Raw genomic sequence first — 18,179 nt, 5'->3', positions numbered from 1 at the left:
GAGCGACCGGCGCGAAACACCAGCCGGCAAGGCTTGCGCGCCGCCGTGCTGGCGGACTTGGCGATCACGGTCCTGCCGCAAGGCGACCTGGACGCGGGCATGGTGGTCATCGATGGCCAGCATGGCTGGCGTGCAGCCAGCAAGACGGCGGCGGCCGAAGCGTTTGGCCAATTGCTGCGCGAGTGGTCAGCCGCGCCCGCGGCATGACAGCACCAGCAGCAAGGCCAGCGCCAGCATGGCACTCGCGCTGCCCAGGGCAAGCGTCACGCGGTGCGCCAGCAGCGGCACGCCTGCCAGCTGGTGCGCGCCAACAGCCGAGATCGCCACAAGGACAGCCAGCCCCAGCGAACTGCCCAGCTGGTGCGCCACGTTGACGATGCCGGATGCCGCGCCCGCATCCCGCGCCGGCACGCCGGCCACGCCGGCCGCCGTCAGCGGACTGAGGGCCATGCCCTGCCCCGCGCCGATCAGCACCATCGGCAAGGCCACGCCCAGCCAATAGGCCGTGCCAAGGTCGACGCGGCTCAGCCATGCCATGCCCAGCAGGGTCAAGCCCAGGCCCATGGCCAGCAGGCGCGCATTGCCGAAGCGCCGCGTCAAGCGCGGCACGCACAGGGCCACGCCGAAGTTGACCAGGGTCATGGGCAGGAAGGCCAGGCCCGTCAGCGATGGCGGATAGCCGAGCACCACTTGCAGGAATTGCGTGGTGAAAAAGAAGAAACCGATCATGGCGCCCAGGAACAGCACCCTGGCGCCGTACGCGGCATTGCGTTGCCTATCGGCAAAAAGACGCAGCGGCAGGATCGGTTGCGCGGCGCGCCGCTCGATGAATATGAAAGCGGCCAGCAGCAACATGCCCGCCGCCAGCGTACCTTGCGTCAGGAAGTCGCCCCAGCCGGCGCCGGCCGAGCGGATCAGGCCATACACGAGCGCCGTCATGCCGATGGTCGAGCTGGCGGCGCCGGCCACGTCGAACGAGCCCCGGCTGCGCGCGCTTTCCGCGATGTAACGGCGCGCAGCCGCCAGCATGGCCGCGCCGATGGGCAGGTTGAGGAAGAAACCGACTCGCCACGACAGCCATTCGGCCAGCACGCCGCCCAGCACCAGGCCCACGCTGGCGGCGATGCCGGCCACGGCGCTGTACAGGGCGATGGCCCGCGTGCGTTCGCGCCCTTCCGCAAACGTGGTTTGCAGCAAGGCCAGGGTCGACGGCGCCAGGATGGCCGCGCCCACGCCCTGGATGGCGCGCGCGGCGATCAGCATGGCCGGCGACCGCGCCAGGCCGATGGCCAGCGACGCCACGGTGAACAGCGCCAGGCCCAGCTGCAGCATCCTGCGCCGACCGAAAACGTCGCCGGCGCGCGCGGCCAGCAGCAGCAAGCCGCCAAACGTCAGGGTGTAGGCGCTTTGCACCCAGGCCAGGCCCGTGTCCGTAAAGCCCAGTTCCTGATGGATTTTCGGCAAGCCCGTCAGCACGATGGACGTGTCGAGCACGATCATCACATAGCTGACGAGGATGATGGCGAGGATGGCCGCCTTGTGCGGCGCGGCGGGGATAGCGGGGAGATTTTTCATGCCGCCACTGTATGCCTTCCCCATTACGATGAATAGATGCTAAAGTCCGCATGAACTTATTAGTCTCACTAATAAATGGAAAGTCATACATGGCACAAACCAACTTCAACGATATCCTCGCCTTCGTGGCCGTGGCCCGCGCCGGCAGCTTTACCCGGGCGGCGGCCAAGCTGGGCGTGTCGCAGTCGGCGCTGAGCCAGACCGTGCGCGCGCTGGAAGAACGGCTCGGTCTGCGCCTGCTGGTGCGCACCACGCGCAGCGTCTCGCCCACGGATGCGGGTGAACAGCTGCTGCGCACGGTGGCGCCCCGCTTCGACGAAATCGAGGCGGAGCTGGCCCTGCTCAGCGAACGGCGCGACAAGCCTGCCGGCAACATCCGCATCAGCGCGGGAGAACATGCGGCGCTGACCATCCTGCAACCGGCCATCGCCCGCTTGCTGCCCGAATATCCCGACATCAATATCGAAGTCGTCGTCGACAATGGCATGACCGACATCGTCGCCGCGCGCTGCGACGCGGGCGTGCGCCTGGGCGAGCAAGTGGCCAGGGACATGATCGCCATGCCGATCGGCCCGGATTTCCGCATGGCCATCGTTGCCTCGCCCGCGTATTTCAGCCGCCATGCGCCGCCCGTCACGCCGCAGGACTTGATGGCGCACAACTGCATCAACATGCGCCTGCCCACCCTGGGCGGCCTGTTTGCCTGGGAATTTGCCAAGGATGGGCAGGAGCTGAAAGTACGCGTGGAAGGACAGATGATTGTCAACAACATGGCCATGCGGCTGCATTCGGCGCTCGATGGCCTGGGCCTGGCCTGCATGGCCGAAGATATCGTCCTGCCCTGCCTGGCCGATGGCCGCCTGGTCCGCGTGCTGGACGACTGGTGCCCCACGTATGCGGGCTACAAGCTGTATTACCCGAGCCGGCGCCACCCGTCGCCCGCGTTTACCCTGCTGCTCGACACCTTGCGCTATCCATCTCCGACCGTTTGAGCCAGCGCAAGCCGTGAGCGGACGCGGACGGCAAAGTGAACGAACACGCATTTACCGTGCGGCGGCGCAGGACTATAGTGGCTGCTTTCCCACCTGTTCAAGGATCGCCATGAAACTCTTTTATTCGCCGGGCGCCTGCTCGCAGGCACCGCACATCATCCTGCGCGAAACGGGGGCGGCCTTCACCCTCGTGAAGGTCGACCTGGGCCGGCACCGCACGCAGGAAGGCGGCAATTACTACGACCTCAACCCGAAAGGCCAGGTCCCGCTGCTGGCGCTCGACGATGGCACGACCTTGAGCGAAGGCCCCGTCATCGCCCAGTATCTGGCCGAGCGGGCCGGCAGGCAGGATTTATTGCCGCCCGTGGGCAACTTTGCCCGCTACAAGGTGCTGGAATGGCAGAACTACATCACGTCCGAACTGCACAAATCGTTCAGTCCCCTGTTCGATCCCCGCTTCGACGCCGCCACCAAGACCTTATTCATTGAGCAACTTGGCAAAAAATTCAAGTGGGTGGACAGCCGCCTGGAAGGCCGGCCCTATCTGACGGGCGACACCTTCACCGTGGCCGACGCCTATCTGTTCGTCGTCACGGGCTGGGCGCCGAACGTGGGCGTGGATTTGTCCGCGCTGGCGCATCTGCAAGCCTTCCTCGCAAGAGTGGCCCAGCGCGACAGCGTCAAGGCTGCTTGGGAAGCGGAAGGATTAGCCAAGGCGGCTTAAAAGCAGTGTTGCTGAGCAGGGAAAGACCGCTCCTTGACGGCGCTGACATAGGCCGTGAAGGCGCCGCCAATGCTGGCCTGCCCCGTCATGAAGTCGCGCACGAAGCGCGCCTTCTTGCCTGGAAACACGTTGAGCATATCGTGCATGACGAGTATCTGGCCTGAACAATCGGGACCGGCGCCGATGCCGATGGTGGGAATGGCCAGCAGCGCTGACACTTCCCGGCCCAGCGCGGCCGGTATGGCTTCAAGCAGCAATAGCGCGGCGCCAGCCGCCTGCAGGGCCAGCGCGTCGGCTTTCAAGACTGCCGCGCTTTCCGTCGTCTTGCCCTGCACCTTGAAACCGCCCAGCTGATGCACGGACTGCGGCGTCAAGCCCAGGTGGGCGAACACGGGGATGCCCCGCTCGGTGAGAAAGCGCACGGTATCGCACAGCCAGCCGCCGCCCTCCAGCTTGACCATGTGTGCACCCGCCTGCATCAACTGGACGGCGTTGGCATACGCCGCCTGCGGCGTGGCATAGCTGCCGAACGGCATGTCGGCCGCCAGCACGGCCGTACGGTTGCCGCGCGCCACGCTCGCCGTGTGATAGGCGATGTCGGCCACGCTGACGGGTAAGGTCGTGCCCTGCCCTTGCACCACATTCCCCAGCGAATCGCCGACCAGCAGCAGCTCCAAGCCGCAAGCATTCATCAGGGTGGCAAAACTGGCGTCATAACTAGTCAGTGCGGCAATTTTTTTCCCCGCATCGCGCATGGCTTGCAAGGCTGGCACCGTCAACGGCTTACTATGCGGCAAGTGTTCACTCTGGTCTGGGGCTGGCATAGTTTTCATTTCGTTAAGTTAAGTTTTTTCGGACTTGCCGTGCATCACCATGATGGTTTGCTGCATCAGCGCACACAGGGTTTCCTGGCCATCCTTGACGGCATACACTTCGGCTTGCGTAACGATCAGGGTGCGGCCGGGCCGCATCACCTTGCCGCGCGCAATCAGTTTCTCGCCATCGGCGGGCACCAGCAAATTCATCTTGTATTCCACCGTCAGCACGGACGCGCCTTCCGGCACCATGGTCATGGCCGCGTAGCCGGCGGCCGAGTCCGCGATCATGCCCACCACCCCGCCATGCACGAAGCCATGCTGCTGCTCGATACCGCTCCAGTGCGGCACGTGGATTTCCGTGCTGCCATGCGCCACCACGGGCATGCTGGCCCGGATCAGGGTCATGGCGTTCTGCAAATCGAAACTGGCGCGGATTCGGTCGGCGAATTGCGGGTCGGGAAGTCGTGTCATGGTGAAATACTTTCTCAAGTGAACAGAAAAAAGAACTTATGGCACCACTCTACCCTGCTTCTCACGCCCTGCGAACAACAGCGTCAGCGGGCCGCTTGCACTGACCAGCACGATGCCGGCCAGCAGCACGCCGGACAGCGGCGTCAGGATTCCTTGTTGCATATCGGAGTCCTCATTATCAACGGTGCGGCTTTTCTTGATATAGTGAGAATCCGACACTCCCTCCTTCAATACAGCCAACCACAATGCCCGTGCCCACCACAAGACATCTGCTGCTGGCGCCCTACAGCGGCGCCCTGCCAGCCGCCATCTGCTTTCGCAGCGCCGCCATGCCGGCCGCAGGGATTTATCCCAGCCACAGCCACTCCTGGGGCGAGTTCGTGTATGCGCTCAGCGGCGTGGTGGAAGTGCTGGTGGCCGGAAAACACTATCTGGTGCCGCCCCAGTACGGCATCTGGCTGCCGCCCCGCGTGGCGCATACGGGGCAGAACCGCCATCCCGCCTTCCACAGTTCGCTGTATGTGAGCGAAGCACTGTGCCGGGAGCTGCCCGCCGCGCCGTGCGCGCTGGTCGTCACGCCCTTCGTGCGCGCCATGCACGAGCACTTGCGCGCCCACCCGCCCGGCTTGCCGCAGACGATTCATGAAGAGCGCCTCTTGCATGTCTTGCTGGACCAGCTGGCGCGCGCCACGCCCGTGGGCAGTTACCTGCCCAGCTCGGATGACCCCATGCTGGGCAAGGTACTGGCCATGCTCGACAGCAACCCCGGCGACGACCGCCCGCTGGCCGCGCTGGCGCAGGCCGTCAACACCACGGAGCGTACGCTGATGCGCCGCTGCCAGCGCGACCTCGGCATGAGTTTTGCCCAATGGCGCGCGCGGTTGCGCGTGATCAAGGCCATGGCCATGCTGGAAACGGGCCAGACGGTGGAAAGCATCGCCTTCGACCTGGCATATGCCAGCTCCTCGGCCTTCATCACCATGTTCCGCAAGGTGACGGGCGAGACGCCGGACGAGTACCGGCGGCGCAGTACCTAGCCGAACGCGCCAGGCGCCCGCAATGACCCGCGCTGTGCGAAAATGCCCGCCTTCGCCATTGCCGGATTTTACTCATGCCGCACGCTACCCTTGCCACCCTTTCCGGGCGCGACGCCCGGCGCATCGGGCGCCACGCCCAGGCAGCCGACGCCGCCCGCTTCCTGCACCCGGCCCAGCAAGCCTTGCTGCACCGGCGCGGCTGGCTGACGATGCTGGCGCCGCGCAGCGCGGGCGGCGCCGAGCTGCCCCTGCCGCAGGTGGTGCGCCTGGAAGAAGCCGTGGCCGCCGTCGACGGCAGCATGGGCTGGGTGCTGACCCTGTGCGCGGGCGCCGGCTGGTTCGCGGGCTTCCTCGCACCAAGCATGGCGCGCGCCATCATCGGCACGCCGCGCGTCTGCCTGGGCGGCAGCGGCGCGGCCACCGGGTACGCGGAGGAAGAAGGCGACGGCTACCGCATCACGGGCAGCTGGGACTACGCCAGCGGCGCGCCGATGGCGACCCACTTCACCCTGAACGCCCGGCTGCAGCGCGCTGGCCGGCCCCTGCTCAACGAGCAAGGCCAGCCGCGCATCCGCGCCTTCCTCGTGCCCGCCGCGCTGGTGCAGCTGGTGCCGTCGTGGAACAGCATCGGCATGCGCGCCAGCGCCTCGCACAGCTACCGCATCGACGGCGCATGGGTCGGCAAGGAACACGGTTTTACCATCAGTCCCGATACCGCGACGGCTGGCGGTCCCCTGTACCGCTACCCCTTCTATTCATTAGCGTATGTCACCCTGGCCGCCAACGTGGCCGGCATGGCCGCGCATTTCATGGAATTGGCCGAAGAATGCATGCGCCACCGCCGCCATGCGCGCGCCGGCGTGCCGCTGCTGGAGGTGCCGGAAGTGATTTCTATGCTGCAAGGCAGGAAAGACGCCTTGATCGCCGCCCGCGCCCGCTTCTATGCCGTGCTCGACGCCAGCTGGGCGCAGGTGGCAGGCGGCGCGGCGCTCGACACAGACGCCATGCAAGCCGTGCAGGCCAGTTCGCTGGATTTGGTGGCCGTGTGCCGCGCGGCCGTCGACGGCCTGTATCCGTACTGCGGCCTGTACGCGGCGCGCGAAGACAGCGCCATCAACCGCGTCTGGCGCGATTTCCACACGGCCAGCCAGCATGCGCTGCTGCTGCCCTAGTTTGTTGCCACGCGCACCATCGAGCCGGCTGTTAGCCTTTGCTTTCCCCGGGTCTAAAAAGCGGGGCCATCCGTAACGCCCGCGAGAAAGACATCAAGACGCCCGGCTTTTTTTGCAAGCGGCGCCTTGATCGCAGCCGCGATGTGTTTATAATGTTTTTTGAGGGTATCAACCTCATACACCGTGCCCTGCAGTTTATTGTCGAGACGATACCCCTCGGTATCTGTAGCAACCTTGATGCAGACCTGATCCACTGTGGCGCCCGACTCTTTTTCATCCCAACATGCGAGCCCCATCAATGGCGCCAGATAGCTGCCCCGCTTGACATCAAAGAATAGCGGATGGCGCAGTCCGTTCACGAAATTGGACTCGTCGAAACGGCGCCTTGCATAATTCGCTCTGGCAAAACCCTTGTCGCGCGCTTTACCCAATAACGCTTCCCTTAAATAAATAAGGGCCGCGTCAATCTGATGCGGAGCCTCGTCGCCGATTTTTATGCGCAAATAGATGCCATCATTCTGTTTTGTATTATTAAGCACCACGTCATTGGCGTCATCATCAAAAATATCGATGCCAGCACCGCGGAAATAAGGTGTGATGACGCCTGTGCCCAGCAGCAGCGCCAGGTCGTCAGTGGCCTCGTCCGTCTCCAGCATGAATGCCCAGCGGGTGTCCGCCTCCGCCACATCAGAATAATTTTCGATGCAGGAACAGTTCCTTGCCCGGTGGTATGTATGATAGTAACGCTTGACGAGCTCCAGGGCATCCACCCGCACACTCACGGCAAGCACACTATAAATCTCGAAGATGCGACACGTCTCAACCAGACCGTCGATGAAATCCAGATTCGCCAGCAATAAGTCCAATACTTCTCTCGCTGATTCTTCATGCAGCGCCGTGAAGGCCGCCAGCTGCGGCATCTGCATTGCATCCTCAAATGGCATCAACGCCCCTGCCCGCAAGGCCGCTCGTCCGCTCCTCGTATTCAGCACGTGCATGATATCGAGCAAGGCAAAGTGCCTGTCACGTTGGTTTGACAATAGGCGCCACATACTTGGTCGCACGTCGATCGCAGCCATGACGCTGTTCCGCAAGTTCCTCAGCTCCTGGAATTGCTGCCCGTGCCGCGACTGAAAGCGGCGTATCGCACACTGATGCACAAGAATTTGATCCGCCTGTATGCGCCCTGGAAATAATTCTTTTTTTGCAATCATATTTTCTTTCAGTCTTTTCTCGCCATGTCAAGGTACGTAATTCTAGCATTATGCGGGTCCAGTTTCCGATGCCAGGGCCGTTACACTTTGCTCGGTAATCCACCGTCTCAACGCCAACGCCATAAGGAGGCAAATATGTTAGATACACTGATCGATTCACTGCGCAGTCCCCTGGGAACGGCACGCTTGCTCGAAGGCTTCAGCACGCTCAATCGGGCAGATAAAGCCGGCGTCTCTCCGCAGCAGATGCGCGCTGTCTTTTCCGACCTGAAAGGCCATTCGGATGAGCAGATCCGCGGCTTCGTCGACATAGGCCAAAAGCTGGTCTCCGGCGGGGCGCGCTTCGCCGGCACGGCGCTCACGACAAGCAGTGACACGGCCGAGCCCGCGCCAAAGCCGCGCTAGCAGCTTCGCCATCGGGCAACCCAGCCCTTGACCGCCAAACGCGCAATGCCGCCCGGCTACTCTTGGGCGGCACGCAGTGGCTATCGGGAAATGCTGCCCGGCGGGCAGCCCTGACTATCTGGGGTAGCTGTCATCCGCCACCTGTTCCAGCCACGTCACCGCCGTCCCATCTTGCGCCTCGGCAATGGCGACATGCTGCATGGCGGACGTGGCCGTCGCACCATGCCAGTGCTTGACGCCGGGCGGTATCCACGCCACGTCGCCCGCGGCCAGCGCCTGCAGCGGGCCCTGCCAGTGCTGTACCCAGCCGTGGCCTTGCGTGACGATCAAGGTCTGGCCCAAGGGATGCGTATGCCAGGCCGTGCGGGCGCCGGGCGCGAAGGTGACGATGCCGCCGCCCACGCGAGCCGGAGACGGCCGCTGGAACATGGCGTCGACCTCGACCGTGCCCGTGAAGTAGCGGGCGTCGCCCGTGATGGTGGGCATGACGGCGGCGCGCGTGACGGTGACGGCGGCTGGCGCAGAAATGGCCCCGGCGGGCAGGCAAAGCGGCAAGAGTGCCGCGGCGTATCGATGCATGTCTGGTTTCCTTTCTTACCTGTATGATTTACCCCACGGGCAGCCGGGCAGCCGGCTGCGCCTGTCCTGGCAAGTCCAGCTTAACAGCACTGGCCCGCGCTGATTAGCGGCGCAAAGCCACTAGCGCCTATAAGCTGGGCTGATGAATGGACCGATGCGCGGCCGATGGCAGAAAGGCATGCGAACGCCATGCCAGCCGCATTGCCTGATAATATGGAGACATCGCTACTTCCCTGCCCCCATCCATGCACGTCAACACGCTCAGCAGCCTGGCGCAACTTTTGGCCAGCGCCGAAACGGAAACCCTGGCCTTTCCCACCAGCATCAATACGGCCCTGCTCTTGCAAAAGGAACTGGCCAATCCGGATTGCCACTCGGCCGACATCAGCCGACTGCTGCTGTGCGAACCGACCTTGTCGGCGCGCGCCGTGGCGCTGGCCAATTCGGCCCTGTTCGCGCCCGGCCAGGCGCCCGCCATCACCAGCGTGCGCGCCGCCGTCGAAAGGCTGGGCCACCGCAACCTGTATGCGCTGGCGACGGCGGCCGTCATCCGCCAGCTGAACGCGGGCATCCGCGACGAAGCCTTGCGCGCCCATGCCATCCAGCTGTGGGCGCACACCGTGCACGTGGCGGTGCTGGCGCATGCGCTGGCGGGCGCCGTCACGCACACGGATGCCGACACGGCGCTGTTCGCCGGCATCGTGCATGAAGTGGCAGGCTTCTATTTGCTGGCCCAGGCCGACAAGACCCCGGGCCTGTACGCCCAGCTGGAAACGCAGATGGCGTCCACGCTGGAAGTGATCGGCCGGGGACTGATGCGCCAGCTGGGCGTGCCGCAGCAGGTGGCCGACGCCGTCAACGCCTTGCCCGGCTCGACCATCATGCTGCCGCCCGAAGGCTTGCGCGACACCCTGCTGCTGGCCAAGGCGCTGGCGCCGGTTCCTTCGCCGCTGCCGCAGGCCTACGTCACCATCAGCGCACCGCTGCAGGCTTACCTGGAGCACGATCCCATGCTGCAGGCGCTGCGCACGCAGCCGTCGGCCGAAGCGAAGGGCCTGATCGAGGTGCTCCTCAGCTGATGGCCGATCTGCTATGATGGCGCAGGCCGGGATGGACCCGGTCCGCTTTCATTGATGTCCACTGGAAAACTGCCTTGACTACCTCCTTACGCATGCTCGGCCTGGCCGCAGCTCTGACCATGGCGTGCAACGCCAACGCCGACAGCTTCGTTTCCTCGGCCTCCAGCGCCGGCTCCCAGTCGAGCGGCAGCATTTCCGATTCGCTCAACGGTTCGAGCAACAGCTCCTCGCGCGACAACAAGGTGGCCAATGGCCCCTACCGCATCATCGACGTGGCCGCCGTGCCGGGCCGCGACGGCATGACGCGTTTGACCATGCAGGCCGACGCCACGGCGACGCCGCTGGTGCTGGACTTGCCGCAGGCGGCGCTCGACAAGCAGCAGCTGGCGCAGGGCGACGTGGTGCATGCGCAAAACCGCGCCTACGGCATCGAATTCTCGCGCAACGACACGCGCGCCGCCTTCTTCCTCGTGCTGGCCGACGACTGGTACGGCGAAATGGCCACGCGTCCCGTCAGCCTTTGATCCGTTTTCGCCTGCACCGCCCGGCACTGCTGCTGGGCGTCTGCGTCATCGTCAGCGCTGGCGCCGCGCAGGCAGGCACCTCGCTCGCCTCGTCGCGCTTTTGCGACCGCGCACAGGAACTCACGGCAACGGAACAGGATCGCCTGCTGCGCTTTGCCGCCGTCGTGCGCGAGGAACTGGCCGCCAGCGAAGGCAGCGTAGCCCTGATCAGCCGTTCCGGCCTGGACCTGGCCCGCTTCGGCATCCGCTATTCGCACGCAGCGCTGGCCTGGCGCCACGACAATGACAGCGGCTGGTCCGCGCGCCAGCTGTACTACGCCTGCGACGAAGGCCGCCCGCGCATCTTCGACCAGGGCACGGCCGGTTTCGCCATGGGCACGGCCAATCCTGCGCTCGGCTACATCTCGCTCGTGAAACTGCCGGCGGAAACCGTGCCGCCCCTGCGCCGCGCCCTGCTCGACCCCGTGCGCGTGCAGGAGCTGCTGGCGGGCCGCTACAGCGCCAACGCCTACGCCTTCAATTTGAAATACCAGAACTGCAATCAGTGGGTGGTGGAAATGCTGGCCGCCGCCTGGGGCGAACTGGCCGCGGGCGGCGACTTGCGCGCGCGCGCCCAGGACTGGCTGCGCGCCGCGCCTTACAACCCCGCTCCTGTGGACGTGGGCGCCCGCTGGCTGATGCTGGGCTCGATCTTCGTGCCCCTGGTGCACATGGACGACCATCCGCCCGAAGCCATCGGCACGATGCGGCTGGCAGTCAGCCTGCCGGCCAGCCTGGAAGCGTTCGCGCGCCAGCGCCTGCCCGCCAGCGAGCGCGTAGAAATCTGCCACGACGGCAAACAGGTGGTGGTGCACCGGGGCTGGGAACCGGTCGCCGACGGCTGCGTGCCCGGCCCGGACGACCGGGTCATCGCGCTCGACTGATTACATCTGCGCGTCGAGCGCCTCGCCGATCGCATAGAAACGCCCGCCGGCGATGTAGTGCAGGCTGCGCCACGATGCATCGGCCTCCTCGAAATGCCAGTGCCCGTCGCGGAACACGCGCGTGTCGGCCCAGGCCCCCACCACTTCGCCGATGAACAGGTCATACGCAGCCTGGTTGTGCGGCTCGGGCAGCAGGCGACAGGCCAGCCAGGCGGAGCATCCGGCCACGAACGACAGGTCAAGCCCTTCCATCTGGAACAGCTGCACGCCGGCGCGCGCCAGCTTGTCGGGCTGCGCATCGAGACTGTGCGTGCCCACCGCATGCGTCAGCCGCAGCTGCGCCGCCGTCGGCACCTGGATGACGAAGCTGCCGCTGCCCTCGACCAGCGCGCGCGTGCGCGTGGCCTTGTCCAGCACCACGGTGAGTTTCGGCGGCGCGAAATCGAGGGCGCAGGCCCAGGCGGCGGCCATCACGTTGTCCACGCCAGCATGGCGGGCCGAGACGAGGATGGACGGGCCATGGTTGAGCAGGCGGTAGGCTTTTTCCAGCGGCACGGGGGCGATATGGCGATGTTCAGGCCCCCTGCTTTTCAGGGACAGGAGCATGTCCCACTGGTCGATGCCGGGCCCGAAGCCATCCGGCGTCACCTTCACGGGCACAAAGCCGAAGCGCGCATAAAACTGCTGCGTATGCTGGCTGGTATTCATGCTCACCTTGGCCACGCCAGGCATGGCGCGTATCGCGTCCAGGCGCGCCTGCGTCAGCGCGCGACCCAGTCCCTGGCCGTGCAGATCCTGCGCCACCATGCCCAGCACAGGCTGGCGACGCTGCCGCCCGCCTCGATGGCATGGCCGCCGCAGGCGACGATGCGGCCGTCGCGCAGAATGACCAGATACGGATGCGTCGAGGTATCGAGCCAGGCGGCAAAGTCCGCGCGCTCGGACGGGTCGAAAAAGCGCGGCGTGTTGCCGTCAAAGAGGGCCAGGCAGGCGTCGCGGTCGCCGGCCCGGTAAGGACGTACTGTTTGCATTTTCCGTACTCAAAAGAAGATGAACGCCGATTATACGGGGTGCGCGTTCAGGCCAGTTGCTCCGAGCTGACGACATGCACGCCCGGCGCGGCGGCCAGCGCCGCTTCCAGCAGCGCTTGCGCGATGCGCGGCGCGGGATTGATGCGCCAGCGCGCCGGCAGCACGGGCCCCAGCACGCGCAGCAGGCGCAAGGCGGCACCCTCGCCCGCGCGCGCCACGTCGCGCTCGCCGCCGATCAGGCCCGGGCGCACATAGGTGAGCGATATAAAACCCAGTTGTTCCAGCTCGCGCTCCACTTCGCCCTTGACGCGGTTATAGAAGATGCGCGAGGCGGCGTTGGCGCCGGCGGCGGAATTGAGCGCATACGCAGGCGTGCCGGCCGCCAGCGCCAGGCGCGCCACGGCCAGCGGATAGTCGTGGTCCACGCGCCGGAACGCCTGCCGCGTGCCCGCCAGCTTCATGGTCGTGCCCAGGGTGCAGATGACGGCGTCTGCCTGCCACCACGGCGCATCGGGCGGCAAGCGGTCGAAATCGACGACGGGCGCCTCGAGCTGGGGATGCGCCGGCAAGGGCTGGCGCACGGGCGCGACGACCTGGCTGACGCGCGCGTCACTCAGCGCCAGGCGCAGCACTTCACGGCCCACGAGGCCGGTGGCGCCGACGAGCAGTAGTTTCATGGCTTTCCCGTTCAAGTTGCTGTCAGCCACCACCATACACGGAACTCAGGACAGGCGCAGCGCCAGCGCCGCCAAGGTCACCAGCAGCACGGGCACGGTCAGCACGATGCCGACGCGGAAATAGTATCCCCACGAGATGTGGATATTCTTGCTGTCGAGCACGTGCAGCCACAGCAAGGTGGCCAGGCTGCCGATGGGTGTGATCTTCGGCCCCAGGTCGCTGCCGATCACATTGGCGTAGATCATCGCCTCGCGCACGGCGCCCTGCGCCGTCGTCGGGTCGATGGCCAGCGCGCCCACCAGCACCGTCGGCAGGTTGTTCATCACGGACGCCAATAAAGCCGTCAGCACGCCCGTGCCCATGGCCGCGCCCCACACGCCGTACTGGGCACAGTGATTGAGGATGCCCGTCAGATAAGCCGTCAGGCCCGCATTGCGCAAGCCGTACACGACCAGATACATGCCCAGCGAAAAGACGACGATCTGCCACGGCGCATGGCGCAGCACGTGGCGCGTGGAAATCACGTGGCCCTTGCCCGCCACGCCCAGCAGCAGCGCGGCGCCCACGGCGGCGATCAGGCTGATGGGCACGCCCAGGGCTTCTTGCGAGAAAAATCCCGCCAGCAGCAGCGCCAGCACCAGCCAGCCGGCGCGGAAGGTGGGCAAGTCGCGGATGGCGGCGCCCGGGCGTTTCAGTTGCGCCACGTCATAGTCGCGCGGAATATCCTGGCGGAAAAAGATCAGCAAGGCCGCCAGGGTGGCGCCCACGGCGACGACGTTGACGGGCACCATCACGGACGCGTACTCGGCAAAGCCGATCTTGAAATAGTCGGCCGAGACGATATTCACCAGGTTCGACACCACCAGCGGCAGGCTGGCCGTGTCGGCAATGAAACCGGCCGCCATCACGTAGGCCAGGGTGGCTTTTGCGGAAAACTTCAATGCCCGCAGCATGGCGATGACGATGGGCGTGAGGATCAGCGCAGCGCCGTCGTTGGCAAACACGGCGGACACCAGCGCGCCCAGCAAGACCAGCAGCACGAACAGTTTTCTGCCGCTGCCGCCGCCCCAGCGCGCCACGTGCAAAGCGGCCCACTCGAAGAAGCCGGCCGCGTCGAGCAGCAGGCTGATGATGATGACGGCAACAAAGGTGCCGGTGGCGTTCCACACGATATGCCAGACGACGGGGATGTCGCCCCAGTGGATCACGCCGGCCAGCAAGGCGACGCCAGCGCCGATGACGGCGCTCCAGCCGATACCCAGGCCGCGCGGCTGCCAGATGACGAGGATGAGTGTGGCGAGAAAGATGAGGAAAGCGGTCAGCATGCGGCGAGGGTCCCGTGCGGTGCGGCGTCGCGGGCACCATGCGCCGCAGCCTGTGAACGTCAACAATAATTCCATAATACTGGAATTATTGAATGAATGCAAAGGCCGCGGCGGGACTGCCTTATTTCAGCGCGATGGCGATATCGGTCAAGCCCACCGTCCCATTGCCGATGGCGGAGGCGGCCGGCGTGGCCGCGCCGCCGCTCAGCACCGCCGCGCCCGTCGCCAGGTCGATGCGGTACAGTGCGCTGGGGCCGCCGGCCGCCGTGCGCAGGGCCGCCAGAATCAGCCCGTTGGCGCCGCCCGCGATATCGAAGCCCACGTCGCCCGCCACGGCAACGCCGAGCGCGCCCGCCCCCACAGTGGCCAGGGTGCCGTCATTCGGCGGATTCTGCAGGGCGAGACTGGCGCTGGCCGTGTCGATATCGAACAGCATGGTCGCCGCCGCGCCCGCGAAGCTGTTGGTATAGGCGGCCGCCGTCACGGCCGGCGCCGCGCCCGCCCGGTTGATGGCGCCATCGGTGGTGGTGGCGCCCGTGTCGGCATTGATGCGCAGGCTTTGCCCCGTGTTGCCGATCACGCGCAGGCGGTCGGCCACGGGGTTGAAATCGACGCCAAAGGCCGTGCCGGCGATGGCCGTGTACGGCGCGCTGGTATCGAGCGCGTCGGCCGCCAGCGTCGCCTTGACGGCGACGGCGCCCGTGGCCGGATCGATGGTGACGATGCGGGCCGCGGAGGAAATACCGTACAACAAGCCATCCTTGGGACGGATGTCAAAGCCCAGCAGGCGCTCGCCCGCCGCCAGGCCCGTGACGGCCACGTTGGCGTCGAGCGTGTTCGGCGTGGCCGTCTTGAAGGTGACGATGCGGCCATCGTCCGTCAAGCCGTAGGCGACGGGCGCCGCCGGCGGCGTCAAGGCGATGCCGCGCAGCTCTTCCGTCACGCCGATGGCCGCCACCAGGGTCGCCGGCGCCGTGGCCGCCGCCAGGTTCAGCGTGTACAGATTGCGCACGCCGGCCACCGTCATGACGGCGTAGCCCGTATTCGTGCGCGCATCGATGTCGAAGCCGGCCACACTGGTGGCCGCCACGCCCAGCGGCACGGCGCCGGCCAGGGTGCCGTTGTTGGGCGGATTTTGCGTGTACAGGGTGGCATTGGCCCCATCGATCACAAACAAAGTGGTGCTGGCCGTGCCCGCGAAACTGTTGGTATAGGCGGCGGCCGTGACGGCCGTATTGCCTGCGCCGCCATTGATGTTGCCATCGGTGGTGGTGGCGCCCGTATCGGCATTGATGCGCAGGCTTTGCCCCGTGTTGCTGACGATGCGCAGGCGGTCGGCGACGGGATTGAAATCGACGCCAAAGGCCGTCCCGGCCAGCGCCGTATAGGGTGCCGTGGTGTCGGCCGCATCGGCCGCCAGGCTGGCTTTCACGGTGGCCACGCCCGTAACGCCATTCAAGGTGTAGAGCCGGCCCGTGCTGCCGACGCCGTAGAGCTGGCCATCGGCGGGCCGGAAATCGATGCCCAGCAGGTTTTCCCCCGCCTGCAAGCCCGTCACGGCGACCGTGCTGCGGATGGTGGCCGGCGCGGCGCGGTCGAACGACAGCAGTTGATTGCTCGCCGTGAGCACAAACACGTCGCCCGTGACGACGGGAGGCGGCGCTGGCGTGACGACGGCCTCATCGTGGTGGCCGCCGCCCCCGCAGGCGGACAAGGCGATGGCGACGGCGGAAGCGAGCAACAGCCTGGAAAATGGCAAGGATGGCAGCGTGGTCATGAGCGTGACTCCGGTAAGTGAGTGAAGGGACGTGCTGCCCAAGCCGCTGTGGCAGCGAGCGCACCCCGGTACTACCCGCCATGCGCGCATTTGGATGCAGCGGCGCAAAAAAAGTGTTCACGCCGCCATTTTTACTTATCTTTAGGCAACTTAACCGGTGTATAGTCGCAGGCACGATGAGAACTGGGGTCAGGAAAGTGGCGCGCATCTATCAGACCAACAATATGGGCGAAGCCGACGTGCGGGTAGCCATCGTGCAGCGCGGCAATGCCGACCTGCTCGTGCACCGCGCGGCCAGCTGGGGCCTCGCGCATGGCGACGCGCAGTGGTTCATCACGCGCGAGCGCCAGGATGCCACGGCCAGCGTGTACTTCACCTCGCAAGGCTTTGCGCAGCTGACCATCTGTTTTGTCGACCAGGCCGGCGAAGCAGGCTGGACCAGGCCACATCGGCTCAAGGGCTGCCTCGCGCACGGCGGCGGCTGACACTCAAGCGGAGGAATGCGTCATGGATTTGATTTTGCTCGAACCCGGCAACGGGGAACTCGTGTTCGGCAAGATGCCGGACAGCTGCATCGACAGCAGCGGCGGCAGCCTGATCGACAGCGCCTGGCGCGATAGCGGCGCGCTGCAGGACATGGGCCGCTGCATCGAACTCGTGTCATTACATCAGGGCATGAAGCAGCAGGTGACGACCGACGTCAGCAATGCGGCGCGCACGTCGGGGCGGCCCGTGATCACGGAATTTACCTGTGTCAAATATGTCGATGCGATCTCGGTGAAACTGTACGAACTGTGCCTGAGCGCCCAGCCGCTGGGCAGCGGCGCGGCCCAGCCGACCAAACTCTACATTGCCCGCAACTCGGGCGACAAGACGGTCAACATCATCACCATCGCCCTGCGCGACGCCCTGATCAGCGAAATCCAGCTGCAATCCCATCCCAACGACATGCCGACCGAACAGTTCAAGCTGAACTTTACGGAAATCCTCTGGAGCTACAGCGTGCAGCAGGCGCACGGCCAGCCAGCAGCCCAGCACACGACGGGCTGGAGCCTGGCGCGCAACCGCCCGATCGGCGCGTTTACGGCTTGACACCGAGCACGGCTTCGACTTCCGCCTTGCACTGCAATAGCGCCGACAGCAGCAGCTCCCGCTGGGCGTGGAAACGCAGGGCCGGCACGCCCAGCGACAGCGCGTAGCGCTCGCTCGTGCCCGTGTCCAGGGCCACGCCGATGCCGCACACGCCCGGCGCATGCTCTTCCATATCGACGGCGTAGCCCTGCGCGCGCACCTGCGCCAGGTGCGGCAACAGTTGCGCAAGCGCCGCGATGGTCTGACCCGTGCGCGCTTCCAGGCGTTCGCCGAACAGCCGGCCCAGCGCCTCGTCTGACAGACCCGCCAGCAGCGCCTTGCCATGCGCGGTGCAGTGGATCGGGTAGGCCGTTCCCACGGCCGAGACGACGCGCAGTTCATGGTCGGAACAATACTGATCCACCGACACCGCATGCAGGCCGCGGTACACGCACACGTCGACCGTTTCGCGCGTGCGCCGGCCCAACGCTTCCGCATGCGGCCGCAGGACCGCCACCACGTCCGTATGCGCCGACGCCGCCAGACGCGCGATGGCCGGCCCCAGCTTCACCCCGCCGGCGCCGGAACTGACCAGCTGCTGGGCTTCCAGCGCGGCGACGATGCGGTGCACCGTCGTGCGCGGCAAGTCCGCACCCTTGGCGATCTGCGCCAGGCTCAGGCCGCCCGCTTGGTTTTCCAGCGCGCGCAGCACCGCCGCCGCGCGCGCGATGACTTGCTTGCCGCTATTGCCTTCGTTTTCTTCACTCATCTCTTTACCCAATTG

At 65.8% G+C, this 18,179-nt stretch carries 23 protein-coding genes and 1 pseudogene; 11 read left to right on the top strand and 13 right to left on the bottom strand.

All coding sequences use genetic code 11. The annotated features are described in order from the left end of the window. The first annotated feature begins 33 nt into the window (after positions 1 to 33). The gene (locus AC07VH_RS00610) at positions 34 to 207 is read left to right on the top strand and encodes a hypothetical protein (protein WP_494786399.1); all 174 of its coding nucleotides are present in this window, start codon (positions 34 to 36) and stop codon (positions 205 to 207) included. Here AC07VH_RS00610 and AC07VH_RS00605 read toward each other — a convergent pair. After that, the gene (locus AC07VH_RS00605; protein ID WP_494786398.1) at positions 187 to 1,575 is read right to left on the bottom strand and encodes an MFS transporter; all 1,389 of its coding nucleotides are present in this window, start codon (positions 1,573 to 1,575) and stop codon (positions 187 to 189) included. The two genes, AC07VH_RS00610 and AC07VH_RS00605, sit on opposite strands and share 21 nt — an antisense overlap. Before the next feature lie 89 nt (positions 1,576 to 1,664). Between AC07VH_RS00605 and AC07VH_RS00600 the strand changes: the two genes are divergently transcribed. After that, the gene (locus AC07VH_RS00600) at positions 1,665 to 2,567 is read left to right on the top strand and encodes a LysR family transcriptional regulator (RefSeq protein ID WP_489627642.1); all 903 of its coding nucleotides are present in this window, start codon (positions 1,665 to 1,667) and stop codon (positions 2,565 to 2,567) included. 109 nt (positions 2,568 to 2,676) lie between these two features. Continuing rightward, entirely contained in the window at positions 2,677 to 3,291 is a 615-nt protein-coding gene (gene gstA / locus AC07VH_RS00595; protein WP_489627643.1) for a glutathione transferase GstA, read from the top strand. On the opposite strand, the gene panB is transcribed toward gstA, so the two are convergent. The 3 genes from panB to AC07VH_RS00580 are packed head-to-tail and all read right to left on the bottom strand — an operon-like array spanning position 3,288 to position 4,742. Further along, on the bottom strand, positions 3,288 to 4,124 hold the full coding sequence (gene panB, locus AC07VH_RS00590) for a 3-methyl-2-oxobutanoate hydroxymethyltransferase (RefSeq protein WP_494786397.1): 837 nt from the start codon (positions 4,122 to 4,124) through the stop codon (positions 3,288 to 3,290). The genes gstA and panB overlap by 4 nt on opposite strands. Before the next feature lie 9 nt (positions 4,125 to 4,133). Then, positions 4,134 to 4,580 (bottom strand): PaaI family thioesterase, encoded by a 447-nt coding sequence (locus AC07VH_RS00585; protein WP_494786396.1) that lies wholly within the window; start codon positions 4,578 to 4,580, stop codon positions 4,134 to 4,136. Positions 4,581 to 4,616: 36 nt separating this feature from the next. Beyond that, positions 4,617 to 4,742 carry a hypothetical protein gene (locus AC07VH_RS00580; RefSeq protein ID WP_494803960.1) on the bottom strand — a complete coding sequence of 42 codons (126 nt, stop codon included), beginning with the start codon at positions 4,740 to 4,742 and terminating at the stop codon, positions 4,617 to 4,619. An 89-nt stretch (positions 4,743 to 4,831) separates the two neighbouring features. Between AC07VH_RS00580 and AC07VH_RS00575 the strand changes: the two genes are divergently transcribed. Together AC07VH_RS00575 and AC07VH_RS00570 are read left to right on the top strand one after the other, a co-directional pair. After that, the gene (locus AC07VH_RS00575; protein WP_494786394.1) at positions 4,832 to 5,617 is read left to right on the top strand and encodes an AraC family transcriptional regulator; all 786 of its coding nucleotides are present in this window, start codon (positions 4,832 to 4,834) and stop codon (positions 5,615 to 5,617) included. A 74-nt stretch (positions 5,618 to 5,691) separates the two neighbouring features. Continuing rightward, positions 5,692 to 6,789: an acyl-CoA dehydrogenase family protein gene (locus tag AC07VH_RS00570; protein ID WP_494786393.1), complete on the top strand. Its 1,098-nt coding sequence runs from the start codon at positions 5,692 to 5,694 to the stop codon at positions 6,787 to 6,789. Between the two features lie 53 nt (positions 6,790 to 6,842). Here the strand turns inward: AC07VH_RS00570 and AC07VH_RS00565 are convergent, their stop codons facing one another. Next, a complete protein-coding gene (locus AC07VH_RS00565; RefSeq protein ID WP_494786392.1) occupies positions 6,843 to 7,868 on the bottom strand; it encodes a hypothetical protein in 1,026 nt (341 codons plus the stop codon). A 270-nt stretch (positions 7,869 to 8,138) separates the two neighbouring features. Between AC07VH_RS00565 and AC07VH_RS00560 the strand changes: the two genes are divergently transcribed. Beyond that, positions 8,139 to 8,408, top strand: coding sequence for a hypothetical protein (locus AC07VH_RS00560; RefSeq protein ID WP_494786391.1), 270 nt, complete (start codon positions 8,139 to 8,141; stop codon positions 8,406 to 8,408). 114 nt (positions 8,409 to 8,522) lie between these two features. On the opposite strand, the gene AC07VH_RS00555 is transcribed toward AC07VH_RS00560, so the two are convergent. After that, positions 8,523 to 8,987, bottom strand: coding sequence for a (R)-mandelonitrile lyase (locus AC07VH_RS00555; RefSeq protein ID WP_494786390.1), 465 nt, complete (start codon positions 8,985 to 8,987; stop codon positions 8,523 to 8,525). Positions 8,988 to 9,232: 245 nt separating this feature from the next. Here AC07VH_RS00555 and AC07VH_RS00550 point away from each other — a divergent pair, with 245 nt between their 5' ends. From AC07VH_RS00550 to AC07VH_RS00540, 3 genes are all read left to right on the top strand, one after another. Further along, positions 9,233 to 10,066 carry an HDOD domain-containing protein gene (locus AC07VH_RS00550; RefSeq protein WP_494786389.1) on the top strand — a complete coding sequence of 278 codons (834 nt, stop codon included), beginning with the start codon at positions 9,233 to 9,235 and terminating at the stop codon, positions 10,064 to 10,066. Positions 10,067 to 10,158: 92 nt separating this feature from the next. Continuing rightward, the gene (locus AC07VH_RS00545) at positions 10,159 to 10,590 is read left to right on the top strand and encodes a hypothetical protein (protein WP_034788152.1); all 432 of its coding nucleotides are present in this window, start codon (positions 10,159 to 10,161) and stop codon (positions 10,588 to 10,590) included. Continuing rightward, entirely contained in the window at positions 10,590 to 11,513 is a 924-nt protein-coding gene (locus AC07VH_RS00540; RefSeq protein WP_494787095.1) for a DUF2145 domain-containing protein, read from the top strand. The genes AC07VH_RS00545 and AC07VH_RS00540 overlap by 1 nt, the downstream gene beginning before the upstream one ends. On the opposite strand, the gene AC07VH_RS00535 is transcribed toward AC07VH_RS00540, so the two are convergent. The 6 genes and pseudogenes from AC07VH_RS00535 to AC07VH_RS00510 form a co-directional block, all read right to left on the bottom strand. Continuing rightward, positions 11,514 to 12,119 (bottom strand): flavin reductase family protein, encoded by a 606-nt coding sequence (locus tag AC07VH_RS00535; protein ID WP_494787094.1) that lies wholly within the window; start codon positions 12,117 to 12,119, stop codon positions 11,514 to 11,516. A gap of 51 nt (positions 12,120 to 12,170) precedes the next feature. After that, positions 12,171 to 12,320, bottom strand: a pseudogene (locus tag AC07VH_RS00530) (GNAT family N-acetyltransferase); the annotation flags it as partial. Next, positions 12,275 to 12,544, bottom strand: a complete 270-nt coding sequence (locus AC07VH_RS00525; protein ID WP_494786388.1) for a hypothetical protein — start codon at positions 12,542 to 12,544, stop codon at positions 12,275 to 12,277. The pseudogene AC07VH_RS00530 and the gene AC07VH_RS00525, both read right to left, overlap by 46 nt. Positions 12,545 to 12,591: 47 nt before the next feature. Next, the gene (locus AC07VH_RS00520) at positions 12,592 to 13,221 is read right to left on the bottom strand and encodes a Rossmann-fold NAD(P)-binding domain-containing protein (protein ID WP_494786387.1); all 630 of its coding nucleotides are present in this window, start codon (positions 13,219 to 13,221) and stop codon (positions 12,592 to 12,594) included. Between the two features lie 45 nt (positions 13,222 to 13,266). Then, positions 13,267 to 14,547 carry an arsenic transporter gene (locus AC07VH_RS00515; protein WP_494786386.1) on the bottom strand — a complete coding sequence of 427 codons (1,281 nt, stop codon included), beginning with the start codon at positions 14,545 to 14,547 and terminating at the stop codon, positions 13,267 to 13,269. A gap of 121 nt (positions 14,548 to 14,668) precedes the next feature. Next, on the bottom strand, positions 14,669 to 16,324 hold the full coding sequence (locus tag AC07VH_RS00510; protein WP_494786385.1) for a DUF4394 domain-containing protein: 1,656 nt from the start codon (positions 16,322 to 16,324) through the stop codon (positions 14,669 to 14,671). A 176-nt stretch (positions 16,325 to 16,500) separates the two neighbouring features. Here AC07VH_RS00510 and AC07VH_RS00505 point away from each other — a divergent pair, with 176 nt between their 5' ends. Both AC07VH_RS00505 and AC07VH_RS00500 read left to right on the top strand, forming a co-directional pair. After that, on the top strand, positions 16,501 to 16,809 hold the full coding sequence (locus AC07VH_RS00505; RefSeq protein ID WP_475417596.1) for a 7(1) septoil knot domain-containing protein: 309 nt from the start codon (positions 16,501 to 16,503) through the stop codon (positions 16,807 to 16,809). Positions 16,810 to 16,831: 22 nt separating this feature from the next. Beyond that, the gene (locus AC07VH_RS00500; protein ID WP_494786384.1) at positions 16,832 to 17,416 is read left to right on the top strand and encodes an Hcp family type VI secretion system effector; all 585 of its coding nucleotides are present in this window, start codon (positions 16,832 to 16,834) and stop codon (positions 17,414 to 17,416) included. Here AC07VH_RS00500 and AC07VH_RS00495 read toward each other — a convergent pair. After that, a complete protein-coding gene (locus tag AC07VH_RS00495; protein WP_489627656.1) occupies positions 17,406 to 18,164 on the bottom strand; it encodes an IclR family transcriptional regulator in 759 nt (252 codons plus the stop codon). The genes AC07VH_RS00500 and AC07VH_RS00495 overlap by 11 nt on opposite strands. Between the last annotated feature and the right edge of the window lie 15 nt (positions 18,165 to 18,179).

This window comes from Janthinobacterium sp. GW821-FHT03C10, from assembly GCF_059420865.1.
Note: the sequence above shows the minus strand (reverse complement) of the source record. Positions and strands in the feature narration are given on the sequence as shown.

Coding starts and splice junctions, on each gene's coding strand:
- AC07VH_RS00570 (WP_494786393.1), top strand. CDS start 5,692: ATGCCGCACGCTACCCTTGCCACCCTTTCCGGGCGCGACGCCCGGCGC.
- AC07VH_RS00515 (WP_494786386.1), bottom strand. CDS start 14,547: ATGCTGACCGCTTTCCTCATCTTTCTCGCCACACTCATCCTCGTCATC.
- AC07VH_RS00600 (WP_489627642.1), top strand. CDS start 1,665: ATGGCACAAACCAACTTCAACGATATCCTCGCCTTCGTGGCCGTGGCC.
- AC07VH_RS00505 (WP_475417596.1), top strand. CDS start 16,501: ATGAGAACTGGGGTCAGGAAAGTGGCGCGCATCTATCAGACCAACAAT.
- AC07VH_RS00580 (WP_494803960.1), bottom strand. CDS start 4,742: ATGCAACAAGGAATCCTGACGCCGCTGTCCGGCGTGCTGCTGGCCGGC.
- AC07VH_RS00510 (WP_494786385.1), bottom strand. CDS start 16,324: ATGACCACGCTGCCATCCTTGCCATTTTCCAGGCTGTTGCTCGCTTCC.
- gstA (WP_489627643.1), top strand. CDS start 2,677: ATGAAACTCTTTTATTCGCCGGGCGCCTGCTCGCAGGCACCGCACATC.
- AC07VH_RS00495 (WP_489627656.1), bottom strand. CDS start 18,164: ATGAGTGAAGAAAACGAAGGCAATAGCGGCAAGCAAGTCATCGCGCGC.
- AC07VH_RS00535 (WP_494787094.1), bottom strand. CDS start 12,119: ATGCTCCTGTCCCTGAAAAGCAGGGGGCCTGAACATCGCCATATCGCC.
- AC07VH_RS00500 (WP_494786384.1), top strand. CDS start 16,832: ATGGATTTGATTTTGCTCGAACCCGGCAACGGGGAACTCGTGTTCGGC.
- AC07VH_RS00585 (WP_494786396.1), bottom strand. CDS start 4,580: ATGACACGACTTCCCGACCCGCAATTCGCCGACCGAATCCGCGCCAGT.
- AC07VH_RS00605 (WP_494786398.1), bottom strand. CDS start 1,575: ATGAAAAATCTCCCCGCTATCCCCGCCGCGCCGCACAAGGCGGCCATC.
- AC07VH_RS00520 (WP_494786387.1), bottom strand. CDS start 13,221: ATGAAACTACTGCTCGTCGGCGCCACCGGCCTCGTGGGCCGTGAAGTG.
- AC07VH_RS00555 (WP_494786390.1), bottom strand. CDS start 8,987: ATGCATCGATACGCCGCGGCACTCTTGCCGCTTTGCCTGCCCGCCGGG.
- panB (WP_494786397.1), bottom strand. CDS start 4,124: ATGAAAACTATGCCAGCCCCAGACCAGAGTGAACACTTGCCGCATAGT.
- AC07VH_RS00560 (WP_494786391.1), top strand. CDS start 8,139: ATGTTAGATACACTGATCGATTCACTGCGCAGTCCCCTGGGAACGGCA.
- AC07VH_RS00565 (WP_494786392.1), bottom strand. CDS start 7,868: ATGGCTGCGATCGACGTGCGACCAAGTATGTGGCGCCTATTGTCAAAC.
- AC07VH_RS00550 (WP_494786389.1), top strand. CDS start 9,233: ATGCACGTCAACACGCTCAGCAGCCTGGCGCAACTTTTGGCCAGCGCC.
- AC07VH_RS00525 (WP_494786388.1), bottom strand. CDS start 12,544: ATGCAAACAGTACGTCCTTACCGGGCCGGCGACCGCGACGCCTGCCTG.
- AC07VH_RS00545 (WP_034788152.1), top strand. CDS start 10,159: ATGCTCGGCCTGGCCGCAGCTCTGACCATGGCGTGCAACGCCAACGCC.